Source organism: Streptomyces sp. NPDC043746 (assembly GCF_056436485.1).
This window is the reverse complement of record NZ_JBWKCM010000013.1, coordinates 150,219-170,929: the sequence shown is the minus strand read 5'-3', so window position 1 is coordinate 170,929 and position 20,711 is coordinate 150,219. Positions and strand designations below refer to the sequence as shown.

Annotated in this window: 15 protein-coding genes and 1 pseudogene; 9 read left to right on the top strand and 7 right to left on the bottom strand. The window is 73.6% G+C overall.

Annotation, left to right across the window (positions count from 1 at the left end; translation table 11 throughout):
* Positions 1 to 33 precede the first annotated feature (33 nt).
* Positions 34 to 912: a DUF4184 family protein gene (locus AC0682_RS16825; RefSeq protein ID WP_478533566.1), complete on the bottom strand. Its 879-nt coding sequence runs from the start codon at positions 910 to 912 to the stop codon at positions 34 to 36.
* A 202-nt stretch (positions 913 to 1,114) separates the two neighbouring features.
* Between AC0682_RS16825 and AC0682_RS16820 the strand changes: the two genes are divergently transcribed.
* On the top strand, positions 1,115 to 2,845 hold the full coding sequence (locus tag AC0682_RS16820) for a lytic transglycosylase domain-containing protein (RefSeq protein WP_478533565.1): 1,731 nt from the start codon (positions 1,115 to 1,117) through the stop codon (positions 2,843 to 2,845).
* Positions 2,846 to 2,902: 57 nt separating this feature from the next.
* Here AC0682_RS16820 and AC0682_RS16815 read toward each other — a convergent pair whose 3' ends face one another.
* Positions 2,903 to 5,473, bottom strand: coding sequence for an ATP-dependent RNA helicase (locus tag AC0682_RS16815; protein ID WP_478533564.1), 2,571 nt, complete (start codon positions 5,471 to 5,473; stop codon positions 2,903 to 2,905).
* 86 nt (positions 5,474 to 5,559) lie between these two features.
* Positions 5,560 to 6,390, bottom strand: coding sequence for a class I SAM-dependent methyltransferase (locus AC0682_RS16810; RefSeq protein ID WP_254812804.1), 831 nt, complete (start codon positions 6,388 to 6,390; stop codon positions 5,560 to 5,562).
* Positions 6,391 to 6,827: 437 nt separating this feature from the next.
* Here AC0682_RS16810 and rpsA point away from each other — a divergent pair, with 437 nt between their 5' ends.
* Positions 6,828 to 8,339, top strand: coding sequence for a 30S ribosomal protein S1 (gene rpsA, locus AC0682_RS16805; RefSeq protein ID WP_018512105.1), 1,512 nt, complete (start codon positions 6,828 to 6,830; stop codon positions 8,337 to 8,339).
* Between the two features lie 113 nt (positions 8,340 to 8,452).
* On the opposite strand, the gene AC0682_RS16800 is transcribed toward rpsA, so the two are convergent.
* Positions 8,453 to 9,412, bottom strand: a complete 960-nt coding sequence (locus AC0682_RS16800) for a right-handed parallel beta-helix repeat-containing protein (RefSeq protein ID WP_478533562.1) — start codon at positions 9,410 to 9,412, stop codon at positions 8,453 to 8,455.
* Positions 9,413 to 9,670: 258 nt separating this feature from the next.
* Here AC0682_RS16800 and AC0682_RS16795 point away from each other — a divergent pair, with 258 nt between their 5' ends.
* From AC0682_RS16795 to AC0682_RS16785, 3 genes are all read left to right on the top strand, one after another.
* Positions 9,671 to 10,609 (top strand): PAC2 family protein, encoded by a 939-nt coding sequence (locus AC0682_RS16795; protein WP_254812806.1) that lies wholly within the window; start codon positions 9,671 to 9,673, stop codon positions 10,607 to 10,609.
* Positions 10,610 to 10,800: 191 nt separating this feature from the next.
* A complete protein-coding gene (gene coaE, locus AC0682_RS16790) occupies positions 10,801 to 11,409 on the top strand; it encodes a dephospho-CoA kinase (protein WP_478533560.1) in 609 nt (202 codons plus the stop codon).
* Between the two features lie 106 nt (positions 11,410 to 11,515).
* Positions 11,516 to 11,884: a tetratricopeptide repeat protein gene (locus AC0682_RS16785; protein ID WP_478533559.1), complete on the top strand. Its 369-nt coding sequence runs from the start codon at positions 11,516 to 11,518 to the stop codon at positions 11,882 to 11,884.
* A gap of 109 nt (positions 11,885 to 11,993) precedes the next feature.
* On the opposite strand, the gene AC0682_RS16780 is transcribed toward AC0682_RS16785, so the two are convergent.
* Positions 11,994 to 12,326, bottom strand: a complete 333-nt coding sequence (locus tag AC0682_RS16780; protein WP_478533557.1) for a DUF6343 family protein — start codon at positions 12,324 to 12,326, stop codon at positions 11,994 to 11,996.
* Between the two features lie 81 nt (positions 12,327 to 12,407).
* On the opposite strand from AC0682_RS16780, the pseudogene AC0682_RS16775 reads away from it, so the two are divergent.
* Positions 12,408 to 12,853, top strand: a pseudogene (locus tag AC0682_RS16775) (hypothetical protein); the annotation flags it as partial.
* A gap of 54 nt (positions 12,854 to 12,907) precedes the next feature.
* On the opposite strand, the gene AC0682_RS16770 reads toward AC0682_RS16775, so the two are convergent.
* A complete protein-coding gene (locus tag AC0682_RS16770) occupies positions 12,908 to 13,264 on the bottom strand; it encodes a hypothetical protein (RefSeq protein ID WP_478533556.1) in 357 nt (118 codons plus the stop codon).
* A gap of 454 nt (positions 13,265 to 13,718) precedes the next feature.
* On the opposite strand from AC0682_RS16770, the gene AC0682_RS16765 reads away from it, so the two are divergent.
* The 3 genes from AC0682_RS16765 (at position 13,719) to AC0682_RS16755 (ending at position 19,006) form a co-directional block, all read left to right on the top strand.
* Positions 13,719 to 16,787: a DEAD/DEAH box helicase gene (locus tag AC0682_RS16765; RefSeq protein ID WP_478533554.1), complete on the top strand. Its 3,069-nt coding sequence runs from the start codon at positions 13,719 to 13,721 to the stop codon at positions 16,785 to 16,787.
* Positions 16,784 to 18,181, top strand: coding sequence for an SWIM zinc finger family protein (locus tag AC0682_RS16760; protein WP_478533552.1), 1,398 nt, complete (start codon positions 16,784 to 16,786; stop codon positions 18,179 to 18,181). The genes AC0682_RS16765 and AC0682_RS16760 overlap by 4 nt, the downstream gene beginning before the upstream one ends.
* Positions 18,182 to 18,274: 93 nt before the next feature.
* Positions 18,275 to 19,006 carry a DUF7873 family protein gene (locus AC0682_RS16755; protein ID WP_478533551.1) on the top strand — a complete coding sequence of 244 codons (732 nt, stop codon included), beginning with the start codon at positions 18,275 to 18,277 and terminating at the stop codon, positions 19,004 to 19,006.
* A 430-nt stretch (positions 19,007 to 19,436) separates the two neighbouring features.
* Here AC0682_RS16755 and AC0682_RS16750 read toward each other — a convergent pair whose 3' ends face one another.
* Positions 19,437 to 20,648: a pyridoxal phosphate-dependent aminotransferase gene (locus AC0682_RS16750; protein ID WP_478533549.1), complete on the bottom strand. Its 1,212-nt coding sequence runs from the start codon at positions 20,646 to 20,648 to the stop codon at positions 19,437 to 19,439.
* Positions 20,649 to 20,711 lie beyond the last annotated feature (63 nt).

Genomic DNA, 20,711 nt, shown 5'->3' with positions numbered 1-20,711 from the left:
CGGTGGCGCCTGTTGGGCGAAGCCGGTCCGGGGCTACGCCCGGTCGGCGGCGGACACGTCCGTGCGGGATCCGTCCCGTACGGGTGCCTGGCCCGGGCCCTCCCCCGGCCGCCGTCGGCGCGGCAGCCGCATCCACGCCCCGTACAGCAGCAGTCCGACCGCCAGCCCGGCGCCCGCGCCGAAGCAGGCGGTCGGGATGAGGTCGAGCGGGTTCTCCACCCGCCCGAAGTGGGCGTACCACCGCAGGCACCGGTGGGCGATCCCCAGCACCGTGCAGCCCGCCAGCAGACCCAGCGCTCCCCACCGCTCCCCCCGCCCGAGCACCGGGAGCGCTCCTGGCACCGGGGTCGCCACCGTGCGCCGCAGCCCGGTGGCCACGAACCAGCCGAGCACCACCAGTGCCAGGGCCGAACTGCCGTACTGCGCGAACTGGTAGAGGGGGAAGCCGCCCGCGCTCCGGTTCAGGAACGGCAGCAACTCCGTCCCCCACCGGCTGTGATGGGTGAACGCGTCCCACACCACATGCGTGCCCGCCCCGAGCGCGGCCGATCCCGCGAACCACAGCCAGGCCGAGGGCCCGAACGTCTCCCGCGTCCACCGCCGCCCCCGTACGAAGGAGTGGACACGCCCCCGTACGCGTACCGGAACCAGCGCCACCAGCGGCTCGCGCAGCGCGGCCCACACCGCCACCAGCACGGCGGCGATCAGCACGTTCACCGTGACCACACCGAGGAGGGTGTGGGTGAAGTCACCGAACTCCATGGCCCCGGGGAGCACCGTGTCCGCGAAGTAGGTGACGTCGGGCGCGAACGAACCGGCGACCAGGGCCGAGGGGAACAGGCCCAGGCGGCCGGTCCCGTTCCGGCGGATCCCCGGGAGCACGGCGGCGGCATGGCTGAGAGTGAACGGCATGGCGGCAAGTATGCGTGAGCGGCCGGACCGTACGCCGGGGCACCCTGCGTTGCCCTCCTGGACAACGTGTATGAAGGAACGTGAAAAAACAGTAAGAAGCGGTCAGGGCGCGGTGCCTCGGCGCCACAGGGTGCCGTAGGGTCGCTTGGGTCTCGCGCTGGGGAGCGCGAGAGCGGCCGTCGAGGGGGAGGAACCGGAAGGTATGGCAGCGCACATTCGCCGACGACTGCGCAAGGGGGCCACGACCACCGCGGTGGCGGCGGCCGCCGTGGCGGCGCTCGCGGCTTCCCAGGCACCCGCAGCCCCGATGGCCGAGGGGGCCGCGGGCGGCGACCAGCAGACCGCCGGCGGAGAGTCGGGCGGCTCCGAGGACGGCGCCGCCACCGGCAACTCCCCGTACTACACCGACCTTCCCCCGCTCGTCACGCCCGATCGCCCCGGTTCGTCCAGCAACCTCCCGATCGCCACCGGGAGCGCCGAGGCGGGCATTCCGGCGACCGTCCTGGCCGCCTACAAGCAGGCCGAGCGGACCGTGGCGTCGACCGACGCGGCCTGTCGGCTGCCCTGGCAACTCCTCGCCGCGATCGGCAAGGTCGAGTCCGGCCACGCCCGCGGCGGCCGGGTGGACGCCGACGGCACGACACCCTCCCCGATCCTCGGCCCGGCCCTCAACGGCCAGGGCTTCGCGCTCATCAAGGACACCGACGGCGGGGCGTACGACGGCGACGCCGTCCACGACCGCGCGGTCGGCCCGATGCAGTTCATCCCGTCCACCTGGGCCACCTGGGGACAGGACGCCAACGGTGACGGCCGCAAGGACCCCAACAACATCTACGACGCGACGCTCGCCGCAGGCCGCTACCTCTGCGCGGGCGGCCGGAACCTGGCCGTCGCCGCCGACCTCGACCGGGCGGTGCTCAGCTACAACCGGTCGACGGAGTACCTGCGTACGGTCCGCTCCTGGTTCGCCTACTACCAGCGCGGCACGCACGAGGTGCCCGACGGCAGCGGCATCCTCCCCACCGCGCCCAGCACCCCGACGCCGAGCCCCAGCGCGGCCCCGGCCGGTATGCCGATCCCGACGCCGCCCCCCTCGAAGCCCGGTGCCACCAAGCCGAGCCCGAGCCCCTCCACGCCCGGTGACGGCTCCACCAGCCCCGCTCCGAAGCCGACGCCCACCCCCACGCCGACCCCCACGCCGACGCCGACGCCGACCCACTCCCCTTCGGAGACCTTCGGCTCCCTGGAGAACGCGGGCACGGGCCCCCTCACCGCCACCGCGGGCGGCACGTTCGAGGAGCGGGTCTCCGTCCGCGCCCGCAACGCTCTGGGCGCACCGATGGCCGAGGTGCCCGTCACCTTCGCCGTCACCGGCACCACCGGCACCCTCTTCGAGGGCGGGAAGAAGACGGTCACCGTCGTCAGCCGGGCCGACGGCACCGCCACCGCGCCCGCGCTCAAGGCGGGCGAGAAGACCGGCGAGTTCACCGTCACCGCCACCGCGGGCACCACCCGGCCGCGCACCCTGACCTACGCGGCGAGCGTCACCGCCCGCCAGGCCGACAGGATCGTCCGCGTCGGTGACGAGGCGCTGGTCGCCGCGCCCGGCGAGAAGTTCGCGAACGCCGTCACGGTCAAGGCCACCCACAAGGGCGCAGCCGCCGGCGGGGTGGCCGTCACCGCCACCCTGGTCAAGGACAGCCTGGCGCTCATCGACGACGACAAGGGCCCGTACTTCAAGGACGCGGACGGCAACCCGCTGCGCACCCTGGACCTCACCACGGACGCCGACGGCCTGCTCCGGCTCCCGGCCCTCTTCGCCGACGAGAACCCGGGCACGTACCAGCTGCGCCTCACCACGGAGGGCGGCGCCACGCTCGTCATCGAGCTGACCGTCCAGGCTCCCCAGGAGACGGAGACCCCCGAGGCCTGACCCGCCGGCTCCACCCGCTCGATCCGCGCCACCCGGTGAGCCCGCGCCCGGAAGGCGCTACGAGCGCTTGAGCCGCGCCGTCGTGTACCGCGTCGCCGGTACGGTCGCGGGGTCCTCCGGCCACGGATGCTTCGGGTAGCGGCCGCGCAGCTCCGCCCGTACGGCCCGGTAGCCGTCCTGCCAGAACGACGCCAGGTCCGCCGTCACGGCCGCGGGCCGCCCGGCGGGGGAGAGCAGGTGCACCAGGACCGGCACCCCGGCCACCCGGGGCGTCTCGGCCAGCCCGAACACCTCCTGGAGCTTCACGGCGAGTACGGGCTGCTCGCCGCCGTATTCGACGCGGACACGGGAGCCGCTCGGCACCTCGATCCGCTCCGGCGCCAGCTCGTCCAGCCGCACCGCCTCGCCCGTCGCCCACGGCAGCAGCCGGCGCAGCGCCTGGCCCGCGTCGATCCGGCCCAGGTCCGCCCGGCGGCGGGCCCGGGACAGCTCCGGCTCCAGCCAGGCGCCCGGGTCCGCGAGGAGCGCCCCGTCCGACACATCCGGCCACGGCGCGCCCACCACCCGGTGCAGGAACGCCAGGCGCAGCCGCAACTGCTCACCGTCCCGGCTCCACCGCAGCAGTCCGAGCCCCTCCCGCTCCAGCCCCTCCACCAGCGCCCCGCGCACCAGCTCCGGGTCGGGCTGCCCCAGCGGCCGGACCGACAGCTCCACCGCCCCCACCCGGTCCACCGACCGGGCCACCACATCACCGTCGGCCCAGCGGACCTCCTCGCCGCGCACCCGCAGATGACCGGCGGCCAGCAGGGCGGTCGCCTCGTCGACGACCGCCGCCAGCCGGACGCGCGCCGAGGCCACGTGGGCGGGCCGGTCCGCCACGGCGACGGCCAGCCAGGGCGCGCTGCGCAGCCGCGAGGAGTCCCGCAGCTCCGCGCCCGTCCCCGACACCATCAGGAACGCCCCCTCGCCCCGGGCCCGCCCCACCCGCTCGGGGTAGGCCAGGGCGGCGACGAGGCCCACGACGGCGTCGTCGGAGCGGCCCCCGCCGGACCCGGGACCCGGTGCGGCCCCGGGGCGGGACCCGGCGCCGTCCACCTGTGCCGACAGCCGCCGAACCTCCTGCTTCCAGCGTCCGGCGTACCCGTCCTGGCCCCGGCGGGCGGTCCGCAGCGCCGCCGCCAGATCGTCCCCGTACTCCCTCGGCGGCTCCTCGCTCAGCAGCGCCACCACCTCCGCCGCCCGCCGCGCCCCGACCTCCGCCGCCCCGTCCAGCAGCGCCCGCGCCAGCCGGGGGTGCAGCCCGAGCCGGGACATCCGTACGCCCCGGTCGGTGACCCGGCCCGCCGAGTCCACCGCCCCGATCGCCCCCAGCACATCGCGGGCGGCGGCCATCGCCCCGGCGGGCGGCGGGTCCAGCAGAGCCAGCGTGGAGGCGTCCGGGTCGCCCCAGCACGCCGCCTGGAGCGCGAACGCGGCGAGGTCGGCCACCTTGATCTCCGGGGCCGGGAAGCGCGCGAGCCGCCCGTCCTCGGCCTGCTCCCAGCACCGGTACACCGAGCCTGGCGCCTCCCGCCCTGCCCGGCCCGCACGCTGCCGCCCGGCCGCCCGCGAGGCCCGTACGGTGGTCAGGGCGCTCAGCCCCCGGGCATGGTCGGTACGGGGCTCCCGGGCCAGGCCCGAGTCGACGACGACCCGCACCCCCGGCACCGTCAGCGACGACTCCGCCACCGAGGTCGCCAGCACCACCCGCCGTACGCCGAGCGACCCGGCCAGCACCGCGTCCTGCACGGCGGCGGGGGCGCGCCCGTGCACCTGGAGCACCTCCGCGTCCACCCCGGCCAGCTGCCCGGCCACCCGCGCGATCTCCCCGACACCCGGCAGGAAGCAGAGCACGTCCCCCTCCCGCTCAGCGAGCGCCCGCCGCACGGTCGCCGCCACATGCGTCAGCAGCGCCGGATCGACGCTTCCCCAAGCTCTCGACTGCGCTCGACCAGGGGAGGCCCCACCCCCGTGCGGAGGCTTCACCGGCCGCGCGGGCGGCGCCCAGACCACCTCCACCGGATACGAGACACCCTCGGCCTCGACCACCGGCGCATCGCCCAGCAGCCGCGCCCACCCTGCCGTGTCCGTCGTCGCGGAGGCCGCCACCAGCCGCAGATCGGGCCGGATCGCCTCCCGTACGTCGAGGAGGAACGCGACCACCGTGTCCGCGTCGAGATGGCGCTCGTGGCACTCGTCGATGACCACCACGTCGACCCCGGCCAGCTCCTGGTCGCGCTGGAGCCGCTGGAGCAGCACCCCGGTGGTCACGACCTCCACGACGGTGTCCGGCCCCACCGCACGCTCGCCGCGCACCGTGAAGCCGACCCGCCCGCCCGGCCGCTCCCCGAGCAGCCACGCCATCCGCCGCGCCGCCGCCCGCGCGGCGATCCGGCGCGGCTCGGCCACCACGACCCGCCGCACCGGCCCGTCGCCGGTCAGCCCGGCCAGGGCCAGCGGCACGAGGGTCGTCTTGCCGGTGCCGGGCGGGGCGCACAGCACGGCGACACCCCGGGCGCCGAGCGCGCGCTCCAGGGCGGGGACGGCAGAGCGGACGGGGAGGCGGTCCAGGACTTCGGTGCGGATCACCGTCCCAGTGTCGTACGGGCGCGTCCCCGGGCGGGACGTCGGCCCGGCCCGCACCCGAGGGGCAGCGGTCCCGGCCGCGAAGGACGTCAGTCCCGCTCGCAGACGAAGATCGCCGTCCCCGGGATCAGGTTGCCCCGCAGCGGTGACCAGCCGCCCCACTCCTGGTCGTTCCACTCCGGCCATTCCGGTTCGACCAGGTCGAGCAGCCGGAATCCGCCCGCCACCACGTCCCGCACCCGGTCGCCGAGCGTGCGGTGGTGCTCCACGTAGACCGCGTTGCCGTCCTCGTCCTGCTCGACGTAGGGCACGCGGTCGAAGTAGGAGGCGGCGACGGAGAGGCCCTCGGGCCCCGGCTCGTCCGGGAAGGCCCAGCGGATGGGGTGCGTCACGGAGAAGACCCACCGCCCGCCGGGCCGCAGCACCCGGTGGACCTCGCGGAAGACCCGTACGGGATCGGCGACGAAGGGCACCGCCCCGTACGCGGAGCAAGCCAGGTCGAAGGAGGCGTCCCGGAACGGCAGCCGCCCCGCGTCCGCCTCCACCAGCGGGATCCCCTCGCCGATGCGCAGGGCGTGCTGGAGCTGGCGGTGGGAGAGGTCGAGCGCCACCGGGCGGGCGCCTTGGCCGGCCAGCCAGCGCGAGCACTGGGCGGCCCCGGCGCCGATCTCCAGGATGTCGAGCCCTTCGAGGGCGGCGGCGGGCCCCAGCAGGCCGGCCTCGGCCTCGTCGAGCCCCTCGGGGCCCCAGACGAAGCGGTCGTCCCCCAGGAAGCCGCCGTGGTCGCTCTGGTACTCGTCGGCGTTCCGGTCCCACCAGCCGCGGCTGGCGCGGCTGCTCTCGGCCTCGTCGGCCGCGCGCCGGGTCGCTTCCGGCTCCGCGGGTTCGCCGGAGTGGGTGCCGTGGATCTCTTGGCTCATCGTGCCCGTCGTTGTAGTTTGCCTTCACTCGCCGCACGCGGTACGGACCAGAGGCGGTACCGCGCGAGGGGCGCGTGTGCGCGACGCCTTGCCGCACTGCCGTATTGTGTACGGGTCGATCGGCCCGACACGCGCCTCGGAGAACAGGAGTTGCTCCGGTACAGGGCCGATTCGGGGCCGTGGTGCCCCTCGGTTCGTGCCTGCGCGCATTGACCCTGCCCGGCTGCCCCCGTATGCTACAAGTTGCGCTGCGAGCCTGCGCGCCTCAGACCTAGCAGGCCGCGCTCGCGTCTGTTGCATGTCCCCTCGGTTGTCGAGGCACCTCCCCCGGAAACGGGTAGGGCGCTTTCCAGGCTGTCCGGCTTCTGCAGAGGCGATACGGGCTTTCGGCGTAGCAGTACCTACGACTCTCTGTCCGTACCGGAGCCCTTTCCCACATGACGAGCAGCACCGAGACCACCGCCACCACTCCGCAGGTTGCGGTCAACGACATCGGCGACGCGGACGCGTTCCTCGCGGCGATCGACGAGACGATCAAGTACTTCAACGACGGCGACATCGTTGACGGTGTCATCGTCAAGGTTGACCGGGACGAGGTTCTCCTCGACATCGGTTACAAGACCGAAGGTGTCATCCCGAGCCGCGAGCTCTCGATCAAGCACGACGTCGACCCGAACGAGGTCGTCAAGGTCGGCGACGAGATCGAGGCCCTGGTTCTCCAGAAGGAGGACAAGGAAGGCCGCCTGATCCTCTCGAAGAAGCGCGCTCAGTACGAGCGTGCCTGGGGCACCATCGAGAAGATCAAGGAAGAGGACGGCATCGTCACCGGTACCGTCATCGAGGTCGTCAAGGGTGGTCTCATCCTCGACATCGGCCTCCGCGGCTTCCTCCCGGCGTCGCTCGTCGAGATGCGTCGTGTCCGCGACCTCCAGCCCTACGTGGGCAAGGAGCTCGAGGCGAAGATCATCGAACTGGACAAGAACCGCAACAACGTGGTCCTGTCCCGCCGTGCCTGGCTCGAGCAGACCCAGTCCGAGGTTCGCCAGACGTTCCTCACCACCCTGCAGAAGGGTCAGGTCCGCTCCGGCGTCGTCTCCTCGATCGTCAACTTCGGTGCCTTCGTGGACCTGGGTGGCGTCGACGGTCTCGTGCACGTCTCCGAGCTCTCCTGGAAGCACATCGACCACCCCTCCGAGGTCGTCGAGGTCGGTCAGGAAGTCACCGTCGAGGTCCTCGACGTCGACATGGACCGCGAGCGCGTCTCCCTGTCGCTCAAGGCGACGCAGGAAGACCCGTGGCAGCAGTTCGCCCGTACGCACCAGATCGGTCAGGTCGTCCCGGGTAAGGTCACCAAGCTCGTTCCGTTCGGTGCGTTCGTCCGCGTCGACGAGGGCATCGAGGGTCTGGTCCACATCTCCGAGCTGGCCGAGCGCCACGTGGAGATCCCGGAGCAGGTCGTCCAGGTCAACGACGAGATCTTCGTCAAGGTCATCGACATCGACCTCGAGCGCCGCCGCATCAGCCTCTCGCTGAAGCAGGCCAACGAGTCCTTCGGTGGCGACCCGGCCTCGGTCGAGTTCGACCCGACCCTGTACGGCATGGCCGCGTCCTACGACGACCAGGGCAACTACATCTACCCCGAGGGCTTCGACCCCGAGACCAACGACTGGCTCGAGGGCTTCGAGGCGCAGCGCGAGGTCTGGGAGACCCAGTACGCCGAGGCGCAGCAGCGCTTCGAGCAGCACCAGGCCCAGGTCATCAAGAGCCGCGAGGCCGACGAGGCCGCCGCTGCCGAGGGCGCTGCCGCCCCGGCCGGCGCCGCTCCGGCCGCCTCGGGCGGCTCCGGTGGCGGTTCGTACTCCTCGGAGTCGGCGGACAACTCCGGCGCCCTGGCGTCGGACGAGGCCCTGGCCGCGCTGCGCGAGAAGCTGGCGGGCGGCCAGAGCTGACGCTCTGACCCCCGACGGCTCATCGGCTGCGGTAGAGCTGTAGAGCACTGAGTGAGGCCCGTCCCCTTCGGGGGGCGGGCCTCATGCGTGTGTTCAGGCCGTCATCGTCACGGTCACGGGGTGACGGCGATGTTGGTGAGCCCGTTGCCGCCGGTGACGGTGTTGCTCGCGTGGACCGTGGTGCGGCAGGTGGCGCTGTTGTTGGTGACGTTGATGGCGAGTCGGCGGTCCCCGGTGGCGCCGGTCAGGTCCGAGGTGTTGTCACGGAAGACGGTGCCGCAGCCCCAGCCGGGCCGCTGGGTGTGGGTCTCGTAGCCGTTGTTGGTGGTACGCGTGCCCCGATTGCCCTCGACCAGGACGTCGTTGCCCTTCACGTCGACCCAGGAGTCGTCGTAGTGGGCCCCGGTGAGCCCGCTGCCGTCGAAGGTGTTGCCGATGATCCGGGCACCGGTGGTGCCTTCCTTGATGTCGATGTTCTCGCCGCCGACCCCCGGCCCGATGGTGTTGTCGAGGATCAGCGCGTTGTCGCTCCGGTCGGTGAGGTCGTTCGCCGTCCCGACGTACACGCCCTCGCCCATGCCGCGGCCGTTGCGTCCGGTGTCGTGGATGCGGGAGTTCTTCAGGACGCCGTCGCGGCTGGACCTGCGGAAGTGGACGCCCTCCATATCGAGGTCGTGGACGGTGACCGAGTCGATGACGACGCCGTTCGCCGCGTCGGCCATGATCCCCTTCTGGCCGCCCCGGATCGTGACCCCGTGGACCGTCCAGTACGACGCGCCGTTCAGGTGGAGCCCGTAGCCGCCGCCCGCGGTCAGGACGGCGCGGCTGGAGCCGGTGAGGGTGATGCGGGCGCCGGAGGTGCCGGGGCGGGTGGCCTTGAAGTTCCCGGTGTACGTGCCGTCGGCGAGCCGGATCGTGTCGCCGGGGGAGACGGTGGTGAGCGCCGACTTCAGCTGGGCCGCGGTGGACACGTCGATCACGGCCGCGTGCGCGGGCCCGGCGCCGGTCAGGACCAGCCCGCCGGTGGTGAGGACGGCGGTCAGCAGGACGGTGAGGGGGGTGCGGGGGCGCATGGGGGAGCCTTCCCGTCGGAGTCGGAGCGGCCTGGAATGTTCCCGTACATGCATGGGGGGGCGCGTTCCTGAATGTGTCGCCCCGTGACGGTAGGGGCTGGGGCAGGGTGCGTCAAGGTCTGGACCAATAGGCGAGGGGTCATGGCTGATGGCCCAACCGGCCTTACCTGACGACCCGTTGCCGGAATGCGCGGTCGCGGGGAATGCTCATGGAACCGGCCGCGTTCTTCCCAGGGAACACGAGGAGGAGCGGTAACCGTGCCTGATCCGCAGAGTTTGTACGAATGGGAGCCGAAGGGCCTGGCCGTCGTCGACATGGCGCTGGCCCAGGAGTCGGCCGGCCTGGTCATGCTCTACCACTTCGACGGGTACATCGACGCGGGCGAGGCCGGCGAGCAGATCGTCGAAGGCCTGCTCGAAACGCTGCCCCACCAGGTCGTGGCCCGCTTCGACCACGACCGGCTCGTCGACTACCGCGCCCGGCGCCCGCTGCTGACCTTCCGGCGCGACCGCTGGACCGCCTTCGAGGCCCCGACGCTGGAGGTCCGGGTCGTCCAGGACGCCACCGGAGCACCCTTCCTGCTGCTGTCGGGCCCGGAGCCGGACGTGGAGTGGGAGCGGTTCGCCGCCGCCGTCGAGCAGATCGTCGAGCGCCTGGGCGTCCGCCTCACGGTCAACTTCCACGGCATCCCCATGGGCGTCCCGCACACCCGCCCCGTCGGCATCACCCCGCACGGCAACCGCACCGACCTGATGCCGGGCCACCGCAGCCCCTTCGACGAGGCCCAGGTCCCCGGCTCGGCGGAGTCCCTCATCGAGTACCGGCTGATGGAGTCCGGCCACGACGTCCTCGGGGTCGCCGCCCACGTCCCGCACTACGTGGCCCGCTCCGCGTACCCGGACGCGGCCCTGACCGCGCTGGAGGCGATCACCGCCGCGACCGGCCTGGTCCTGCCCGCCCTCGCGCACTCCCTGCGCACCGAGGCGCACCGCACCCAGACGGAGATCGACCGGCAGATCCGCCAGGGCGACGAGGAACTGGTCTCCCTCGTCGAGGGCCTCGAGCACCAGTACGACGCGGTCGCCGGCTCCGAGACGCGGGGCAACCTGGTCGCCGAACCGGTGGATCTGCCTTCCGCCGACGAGATCGGCCGCGAGTTCGAGCGCTTCCTCGCGGAGCGGGAGGGTGACGGCTGAGCGCCCCGCCCGGCCCGCCGGGCGAGGCCGGGCGCTCACCCCTGATCGCCGAGCACCCGGCCGGTCCGGGCGTGGAACAGGCCGCTGCGCGCACCGGGCCGCGGAGTGGGCGGGGTCCACCACCCGGTGGTGCCGCACCGAGCCGGAGGGCGGTCGCCCGGTGCCCCGGCCGGGCCCGTAGGCTGCGGGCCATGCTGAAAGTGGGCCTGACCGGCGGGATCGGCGCCGGCAAGAGCGAAGTGTCGCGGCTGCTCGTCTCGTACGGGGCCGTGCTGGTCGACTCCGACCGGATCGCGCGTGAGGCCGTCGAGCCCGGAACCCCCGGGCTCGCGGCCGTGGTCGAGGAGTTCGGGGCGGACATCCTGGCCCCCGACGGGACCCTGGACCGGGCGGCGCTCGGCGCGATCGTCTTCGCCGACCCGGACCGCCTCGCCGCGCTCAACGCCATCGTCCACCCCCTGGTCGGCGCCCGCGCCGCCGAGCTGGAGCGGGAGGCCGGCGCGGAGGCTGTCGTCGTCCATGACGTACCGCTGCTGGCCGAGAACGGCCTCGCGCCCCTGTACGACCTGGTCGTGGTCGTGGACGCGTCGGCAGAGACCCAGCTCGACCGACTGGTGCACCTGCGTGGCATGACCGAGTCCGACGCCCGTGCCAGGATGGCCGCTCAGGCGACCCGCGAGGAACGCCTCGCCATCGCCGATCTGACCGTGGACAACGACGGGCCGCTGGAGGCCCTGGAGCCGCAGGTCCGCGAGGTCTGGGAGGAACTGCTGCGCAGGGCGGCAGCCGCCACCGGGTGAACCCGGGCGCCACCGGCTGGACCCGGCCGCTACGGGCCGAACCCGGGCCGGAATACCGGACACCGACCGAGCGTTGGAATCGCGGGAGTGAGGGAAGGATGCGACCGTGCCCGAGAGCAACCCGGAAACCCACGTCATCGACTTCCGCGCGGCCGAGCAGCTGCTCGACGCCCGGGACCCCCGGGGCGCGGTCAAACTCCTCGACTCGGTGATCGCCGCCCACCCGGAGAACACCGCCGCCCGGCTGCTCCGGGCCCGCGCCTTCTTCGCCGCCGCCCAACTGCGCCCGGCCGAGCTGGAATTCGAGCTGGTGCTGGAGCGCGAGCCGGACAACGCGTTCGCCCACTACGCACTGGCCCGCACTTTCGAGCGGGCAGGGCGCCCGGACGCGGCGACGCGCCACTTCCGGCTTGCGGCGGCGCTCGATCCGAGGCCGGAGTACCTGAAGGCGGCCCGCTTCGAGGCCGAGGGCTGAGCGCCGTCCGCACGGGCCGACGGGCCGGGGCGGAACCCAGGGCGTGCTTTCGATGCCCGGCGCCGGGTCCGACGGCCGTCACCAGGTCCGCAGGCCTCCTCCAGGCGCCTCACGGAGGTTTCGTACGGTCCCCGGGGTCCGGCCTGCGCCACTGGGGGCGGCCGCTCCGGTCGGGTTCGTACGGCGGCACGTCCCGGCCCGGCTGGTAGCGCGCGCCCTGGCGCATGCGGTACGTGACCACGCAGAGGTCCAGGATCGTGAGGGCCAGGAGCGCCGCGCACGCCACCGCCCAGCCCGGCCGCCCGGTCAGTGAGAAGGCCAGCAGGCCGAAGAGGGCCCAGAACGTCCCCCAGAGACTCAGCCAGAGCCGCATCCGCAGCGGACTGCGGGCGGTCGCGGGCTCGCTGCCGGTACGCATGGCGATCACCTCACCCTCCAGCATGGACCCTCCGCGTCCCCGGCGGGAACCCGGGCCGCCCGGCGATCCGTTGGTCCCTCCTGAGCGGAGCACCCGCACGGGGGGATACGCGGGGTCGGGCCCGGGGTCCTCACTCCGGACGGGTGCGCCGTCGAGCTGTACCGACGGCTCGCCGCCGGCGCGGAGCCGGACGTGATCGCCTCGCTGGCCGCGCCCGGCGCGAGCCTCCGCGGGACGGGCATGCTGCGCGTCCGCCGCCGTCGGGCGAGGGGCGAGGGGATCGCCCCCATCCAGCGAGAAGGCGTGGCACACCGCTCGAAGCCGCCGTGGGAGCGGGGCGGCGCCTCCGGCTGCCGTATACGGATCGTCCCCGCCGAGGCGGTGGGGGACGGCGTGCGTTCGGCGTGCGGAGCACCACTTCGGTGTCGCCCGGTGGACAGGGACGTTCCGGTCGCGCGCTGTCCGAGGGGCCGCTCGCCGGACGACCGGCGGCGGGGCTGACGGTGGACCGCGCCCCCACCGACGCCGGCACCTGGCTGCCGGCCCGCCCTCCCGGCTGCCGGCCCGCCCACTCCGCTGACCTGCGGTTTCCGTATGCGGTTCGCTCAGTGCACGAAGGTGTAGCTGCGCCACGGCGGGCCGCTCTCGGCCGCCACATCGCTGAACCGGGTGGCCACATAGGCCGTCCCCTCACCGGTGCAGTCGCGGGTGGGGTAGAGGACGATGTCGACCAGCGTGCCGTTCTCGATCTCCCTGGCCCCGCTGGGGGCGAGCCGGTGGCAGCCGCGTACAGAGGGGCTGTTGACCTGCACCACCGCGTGGCGGTCGGTGTGATAGGTCACCGGGCCGACGGCGGTACGGCCGAGGCCGGAGCAGCCCGAGACGGTGAGGGCGAGGAGCGAGGCTGCGGCGACGGCGCCGAGACGGCGTCGGCGGCGGGGATCGGGCGCGGTCACGGACATGGGCGGGTCCTCGTCTGCTCGTCCGGTGCTCGTCCGGCTCTCACCGGTGCTCGTCCGGTTCGTTCGGTACGCCTTCGGCTCTCATCGGTGCGCCGCGGAGACGTGCTGGCGCTGGCCACCCTGCCCGCTCCGCACCCCCCGGGCATCCGGTGCGCGGCCGACCGGGCGAGGGGGCGGGGTGGAGCAGGGACATCCCGCGTCGGCGGCCGGACCGCGGAGAGCCGCCCCGCGCTGGTACGGGGACACCGCTCGCCCGTCTCTCGACGTGTCCGCTCCCCGGTGGTTCCGCCTGTGCCGTACCCCGCTTCGACCTGCGGTGATACGGCTGCGGACGGCATTGTCAGACCCCCCGCCTAGACTCGCAGGGTCAGCGAGGAACGGTGCTGGATCCGGTCGGCGTCGAGCCGGTGGGTCGGGCATATCGGTGGATCAGGTCGGGAGGGAGGTGACCGGTATGGCTGCTGAGGGTGCGCGCGCTCCGGGCGGTGGCGAGCCGCGGGAGGCGGACGTCGGCCGTCTGCTGCGCTGTGCGGCGGTCTTCCTGCCCGGCTCCGTCCCGAGGGACGGCCTGTTCGCCTTCTGGGACCCGCATGCCGAGGGCCCCGCGGCCCCGTCGCCCTTCGTGTACGCGGACGGGTCCGCTGCCGACGACCGGGCTCCGGCCGACACCGTGCCGTACCGCCCGGCCGAGGTCACCGTGGTCCGGCGGGAGACGGGCCCCGGTGGGTCCCCGGCCGACGGGCACCCCGGTGTCCGCAGCGTCGAGGTGCCCGCCGCGCTGCTCTCCGTGGCGGACGCGCTGCCCGTGCTCGTCCGGGCCCGGCACCAGGCGTCCGCCCACCCCGCCACCCGCTGCTGGGGCGCGGCCGCCCTGCACGCCCTCCACCTGGTCGCACGCGGCAGGCTCCTGCCCGGCCTCACGGCGGACGGCCACGACGCGTGGCGGGCGGGCCCCCGGGACGCCGAGGACGTCGCGCATCTGCGGGCGGCCGCCGCCGCGCTGCCGCCCGAGGGGCACGCGGTGCCGCTCCCGGGGCTGGACCCGCCCCTGCTCCCCGACCCGGAGGCGCTGCTCGGCTCCTTCCTGGACGCGGTGGCCGACACCCTCCCGCGCACCCCCGCCGCCGCCTTCGCGATGGGCGCGCCCTTCGCCGCCCGTGAGCCCCAGCACCTGCCGCACGCCGCCGCCTGGGCCGTCGAGGTGGCCTCCGGCACGGACGCGGGGGTGCGGGTCTCGCTCCGGCTCGACCTCTCCGCCCACGAACTGTTCGACACCGCCGACACCTACGCCGTCACGGCAGCCGGGGAGGACGCTCCGGCGCACACAGAGTCCGCAGGGCAGCCCCAGGACCCGGTGCACCCGCACGACCCCGCGCACCGCCCCGGTCCGGCGCACCCCGAAGACCCGGCGCACCGCCATGCCGCCGCGGCCGTCGTGCAGGTGCACAGCCTCGCGGACCCGACGTACGTGATCGACGCCGCCGCCCTGTGGAACGGGCTCGCCGGCGAGCCGTTCGGGCCGCGCTCCCAGGTCGACGCGGTTCTGGCGCTGCGCCGTGCCGCCCGGGTCTGGGCCCCGCTGGAACGGCTCCTCGACCAGCCCGTCCCCGATGTGCTCGCGATCACCGAGGACGAGCTGTACGAACTGCTGAGCGACGCGGGGGCCCGGCTCGCGGCCGCCGGGGTCCAGGTGCACTGGCCGCGCGAGCTGGCCCGTTCGCTCACCGCGGCCGCCGTCGTCCGGCCCGCGCCCGGATCGGCCACCGACGGCACCTCGTTCTTCGACGCCGAGCAGCTCTTCTCCTTCGACTGGCAGCTGTCCCTGGGCGACGAGCGGCTGACCGAGGCCGAGATGGACACCCTCGCGGAGGCCCACCGCCCGGTGGTGCGCCTGCGCGACCAGTGGGTGGTCGTCGACCCCGGCCTCGTACGCAAGGCGCGCAAGCGGGAGCTGGGGCTGCTGGACCCGGTGGACGCCCTGGCCGTCGCCCTCACCGGGACCGCCGAGGTGGACGGGGAGCAGGTCGAGGCCGTGCCCGCCGGAGCCCTCGCCGCCCTCCGCACGCGGATCCTCGACGAGGACACCACGATCGCACCACCGCCCGGGCTCGACGCGACCCTGCGCGACTACCAGCTGCGCGGCCTGGCCTGGCTGGACCGGATGACCTCGCTCGGGCTGGGCGGCTGTCTGGCCGACGACATGGGCCTCGGCAAGACGATCACCCTCATCGCCCTTCATCTGCACCGGGCCCGGCAGGCCCCCACGCTCGTCGTCTGCCCCGCCTCCCTCCTAGGCAACTGGCACCGGGAGATCCAGCGCTTCGCCCCGGGCGTGCCGGTCCGGCGCTTCCACGGCACCGCCCGGGAGCTGGGCGGGCAGGACGGCGGCTTCGTCCTCACCACGTACGGCACGATGCGCTCCAGCGCCGGGCAACTCGCCGCGCACACCTGGGGGCTGGTCGTCGCCGACGAGGCCCAGCACATCAAGAACCCGCACTCCTCCACCGCCAAGGCCCTGCGCACCATTCCCGCCCCGGCCAGGGTCGCCCTGACCGGCACCCCCGTGGAGAACAACCTCTCCGAGCTGTGGGCCCTGCTCGACTGGACGACCCCCGGACTGCTCGGCCCGCTCAAGGCGTTCCGGGCCCGGCACGCCCGGATCGTGGAGAGCACCGACACCGCCGCCGGTCTCGGCAACGAGGAGGCGGTCGAGCGGCTCGCCCGACTGGTCCGTCCCTTCCTGCTCCGCCGCAAGAAGTCCGACCCCGGCATCGCCCCCGAACTGCCGCCCAAGACGGAGACCGACCACCCCGTCTCCCTCACCCGGGAGCAGGCCACGCTCTACGAGGCGGTGGTGCGCGAGACGATGGCGCGGATCGAGGGGGCCGAGGGCATCGCCCGCCGCGGCCTCGTCATGAAGCTGCTGACCGCGCTCAAGCAGATCTGCAACCACCCCGCGCAGTATCTGAAGGAGGAGCCCACCCGGCTCACCGGCCGCTCCGGCAAGCTCGCCCTGCTCGACGAACTCCTCGACACGATCCTGGCCGAGGACGGCTCGGTCCTGGTCTTCACCCAGTACGTGACCATGGCGCGGCTCCTCTCCGCGCACCTCGCCTCCCGGGCGGTCCCCTCCCAGCTGCTGCACGGCGGTACGCCGGTGGCCGAGCGGGAGCGGATGGTGGACCGCTTCCAGTCCGGTGAGGTCCCCGTCTTCCTGCTCTCCCTCAAGGCCGCCGGGACCGGGCTCAACCTCACCCGAGCCGCCCATGTCGTCCACTACGACCGCTGGTGGAACCCGGCCGTGGAGGAGCAGGCCACCGACCGGGCGTACCGCATCGGCCAGACCCAGCCCGTGCAGGTCCACCGCCTCGTCGCGGAGGGCACGGTGGAGGACCGCATCGGCGAGCTGCTGGAGTCCAAGCGGGCCTTGGCGGACGCGGTTCTCGGCACGGGGGAGACCGCCCTGACCGAGCTGAGCGACCGCGATCTGGCCGACCTCGTCTCGCTGCGGAGGCCCGCATGAGCCCGCGCCCGGCCCCCGGTTCCCGGCCGCGTCCGGCAGCGGCGTCCGGGGCGGCACCCCGCCCGGCCCCGGTGCCCCGCTCGGCGCCGCGTGCGCGGCCGGGCCCCGACGATCTGCGGCGTAGCTTCGACGCCGTGCCCGCCCGGACCGCGCGGGAGGGCGATCCCTTCGCGGACAGCTGGTGGGGCCGCGCCTGGGTGGCCGCGCTGGAGTCGTTGTCGATGGACGGGGCCCGGCTCGCCCGCGGCCGGGCCTACGCCGACGAGGGCAAGGTCGCCGCGATCACCGTCACCCCCGGCCGGGCCGTCGCCTATGTGCACGGCAGCCGCCCCCGCCCCTACCGTTCGGAGCTGCGGCTGCGCACCTTCACCGACACCGGCTGGGACACCCTGCTCGACGCGGTCGCCGCCCACCCCGGCCACCTTTCCGCGCTGCTGGCCAAGGAGATGCCGCACTCCCTGGCCGACACCGCCCGGGACGCCGGCGTCCGGCTTCTGCCCGGCGGGGACGACCTGGACCCGAGCTGTACGTGCCCCGACCACGGCCGGCCCTGCAAGCACGTCGCCGCCCTCTGCTACCAGACCGCACGGCTGCTCGACAGCGACCCGTTCGTCCTGCTGCTGATGCGGGGCCGGGGCGAGCGCGATCTGCTGGACGAGCTGGGCCGCCGCAACGCCGAGCACTCCGCCCGCGAACGCCCCGCCGCCCCTCCCGTCGCCCCGTCCCTCCCCGCGGCAAAGGCCTTGGCGGACCGCTTCCTGCCGCCGCTCCCGCCGCCCCTCCCCGTACCGGCCCATCCCGACCGGCCGCCGTCCTACCCGGATCTGCCGGGCGCGCGCGACCCGCTGGGCTTGGAGCACCTCGCCACCGACGCGGCGGCCCGCGCCCACGCGCTCCTGACGACGGGCCGCGACCCGCTGGCCGGGCTCACCCCCTGGCAGGACGCCGTCCGGATCGCCGCCTCCCGCCCGACCGCCGGGCTCACCGCCACCACCCGCGCGCTCTACCGGGAGCTGGCCCACGCCACCGGCCGCAACACCACCGGCCTGGCCCGCGCGGTGGCCGCCTGGCGGCAGGGCGGAGCCGAGGGGCTGGCGGTCCTGGAGGAGCCCTGGGACCCGCCGGCCGGGCCGTTCGACCGGGCCAGACCGCTGCTGGCCGCCGCCGGGTTCCCGCGCTTCACGCCCCGGCGCAACCACCTCACCCACCCCGACGGCTCGTTCCAGCTCCGCTTCGGCCACGACATGCGCTGGTACGGCTACGAGTCCGACCCCGGCGCCGACGACTGGTGGCCCCGGGCCGCCCCGCACCCCGACCCGGTCGCCGTCCTCGAAGCGCTGCTGGCCGGCGACGCGGTCCCGGACCCGGAGGACACCCCGTCGTACGTCCGCTGAACCGCGCCTCCGGGCGAGCGTCACGCCCGGGGGCCGGAGACGGGCGGCAAAACCTTTGGCCACCGGCCAGTCGGCCCTGTTAGCGTCCCCGACGTGGCGAAACTCAATCAGATCATCGCAGTGGAGAAGGGCGTCAAGTCCAAGGCGCACCAGGACCTCACGGCAGCACACCACGGCCTGCAGAAGGCCGCGCTGCTGGCCGGTATCTCCCGGACCTACCAGCCCAAGGACGAGGAGGGCGAGCAGCTTCCGCCCGAGTCGACCCTGGTCCAGGTCAGGACCGAGGACGTGCTGCGGGAGACCGCCACCACGCTCACCCGGCTCTTCGACGTGACCGCCACCAAGGACTGGGCCAACTGCTCGGCCCGGGCCGATGTGAAGGTCGACGGCCGGGTGCTGGTGGCCGAGGTGCCGGTGTCGTATCTGCTCTTCCTGGAGAAGCAGCTGACCGACCTCAACACCTTCATCCGCAAGCTCCCGGTGCTGGACGCGGCCGAGGCCTGGGTGCAGGACCCGTCGACCGACGCCTGGAAGACCGAGCCGGTCCGCACGGTCCGTACGAAGAAGGTGCCCCGCAACCACGTCAAGGCGGAGGCCACCGAGAAGCACCCGGCCCAGGTCGAGGTGTACTACGAGGACATCCCGATCGGGTACTGGACCACCGTCAAGTTCTCCGGTGCGCTGCCCGCGCGACGCGTCAACGAGCTGCTGGACCGGATCGAGAAGCTCCAGCAGGCCGTGAAGTTCGCCCGCGAGGAGGCCAACGGCGCAGAAGTCACCGACCAGCGGGTGGGTGAAGCGGTATTCGGTTACCTCTTCGGGTGACCGACCATGGATTCCCCGGCCGCCGATGACGGCGACCGGGGTGCGCGAGGAGCGCAAGCTGAAACGGAAGCTTGTCGTGAAGGCGCGGTTCCAGTGGAGGTTCGACTCCTCCCTCCGGCACGGGCCGGAGTAGCCCAAGCAGGCAGAGGCAGACCGCCGTCAATCTCAGACTCTTGCTCCAGACTCAGCATTCGCCGCCGATCGCCGGATCGAACGGGCCCGGGCCCGCGCGCGTCGAGATGCCGGTTCAAGTCCGGCCCGCAGAGCTCCGATCTGCGGTGGTCCAAAGGCAGGACGCGACGACATCATGACTGACCCGGACCCTTAAACGCGCCGGCGTGCCCGATGGGCGGCACCCTCGGGGCCCGGAGGCCGGCTACGCCTCCGGGCCCGCTCCTGCGCCCAGGGCCCCCGGATCCCCGAGGCCGGGTCACTGCCGGTAGCCGCTGAGGAAGCGGCCGATGCGGCTGATGGCCGCGTCCAGGTCGTCGGCGTACGGAAGCGTCAGGATGCGGAAGTGGTCCGGACGCGGCCAGCTGAAGCCCGTGCCCTGCACCACCTGGATCTTCTCGCGCAGCAGCAGGTCCAGCACGAACTTCTCGTCGTCGACGATGGTGTGGACCTTCGGATCGATGCGCGGAAAGGCGTACAGCGCGCCCTTCGGCTTCACGCACGAGACGCCGGGGATCTCGTTCAGGCGCTCCCATGCCCGGTCGCGCTGCTCGTGCAGCCTGCCGCCCGGCGCCACCAGCTCCCGGATGGACTGCCGCCCGCCGAGCGCGGCCTGGATGGCGTACTGCGCGGGCGCGTTGGGGCAGAGCCGCATGGAGGCCAGCGTGGTCAGGCCCTCCAGATAGTTGCGGGCGTGCTGCTGCGGACCGGAGACCACCATCCAGCCGGAGCGGAATCCTGCCACCCGGTACGTCTTCGAGAGTCCGCTGAAGGTGAGGCACACCAGGTCCGGGGCGAGGACGGCCGCGCTGTGGTGCTCGGCCCCGTCGTACAGGATCTGGTCGTAGATCTCGTCCGCGAAGACCATCAGGTGGTGCCGGCGGGCCAGATCCAGGATGCCTTCGAGGATCTCGCGCGGATAGACCGCCCCGGTGGGGTTGTTCGGGTTGATGATCACGACGGCCCTGGTCCGGTCGGTGATCTTCGACGCCATGTCGGCGAGGTCCGGATTCCAGTCGGAGCCCTCGTCGCAGACGTAGTGCACGGCCTTGCCGCCCGCGAGCGTGGTCACCGCCGTCCAGAGCGGGAAGTCCGGGGCCGGGATCAGCACTTCGTCGCCGTCCTCCAGCAGCGCCTGCACGGCCATCGAGATCAGCTCGGAGACCCCGTTGCCCAGGAAGACGTCGTCCACGCCGACCTCGGTCAGCCCCATGGCCTGGTAGCGCTGGGCCACCGCCCGCCGTGCGGAGAGGATCCCGCGCGAGTCGGTGTACCCGTGGGCCTGGGGCAGCATCCGAATCATGTCCTGGACGATCTCCTCCGGCGCCTCGAAGCCGAAGAGCGCCGGATTGCCCGTGTTGAGCCGGAGCACGCTGTGGCCCGCCTCCTCCAGGGCGTTGGCCTGCTCGATGACCGGGCCCCGGATCTCGTAACAGACCTCGTTGAGCTTGCTGGACTGCCGGAACTCCATGCGGTGCCTCCCCGAGCCGAACTGCGACACTTGGTTTTACCAAGCTGGAGCTTGGAAAGTCCA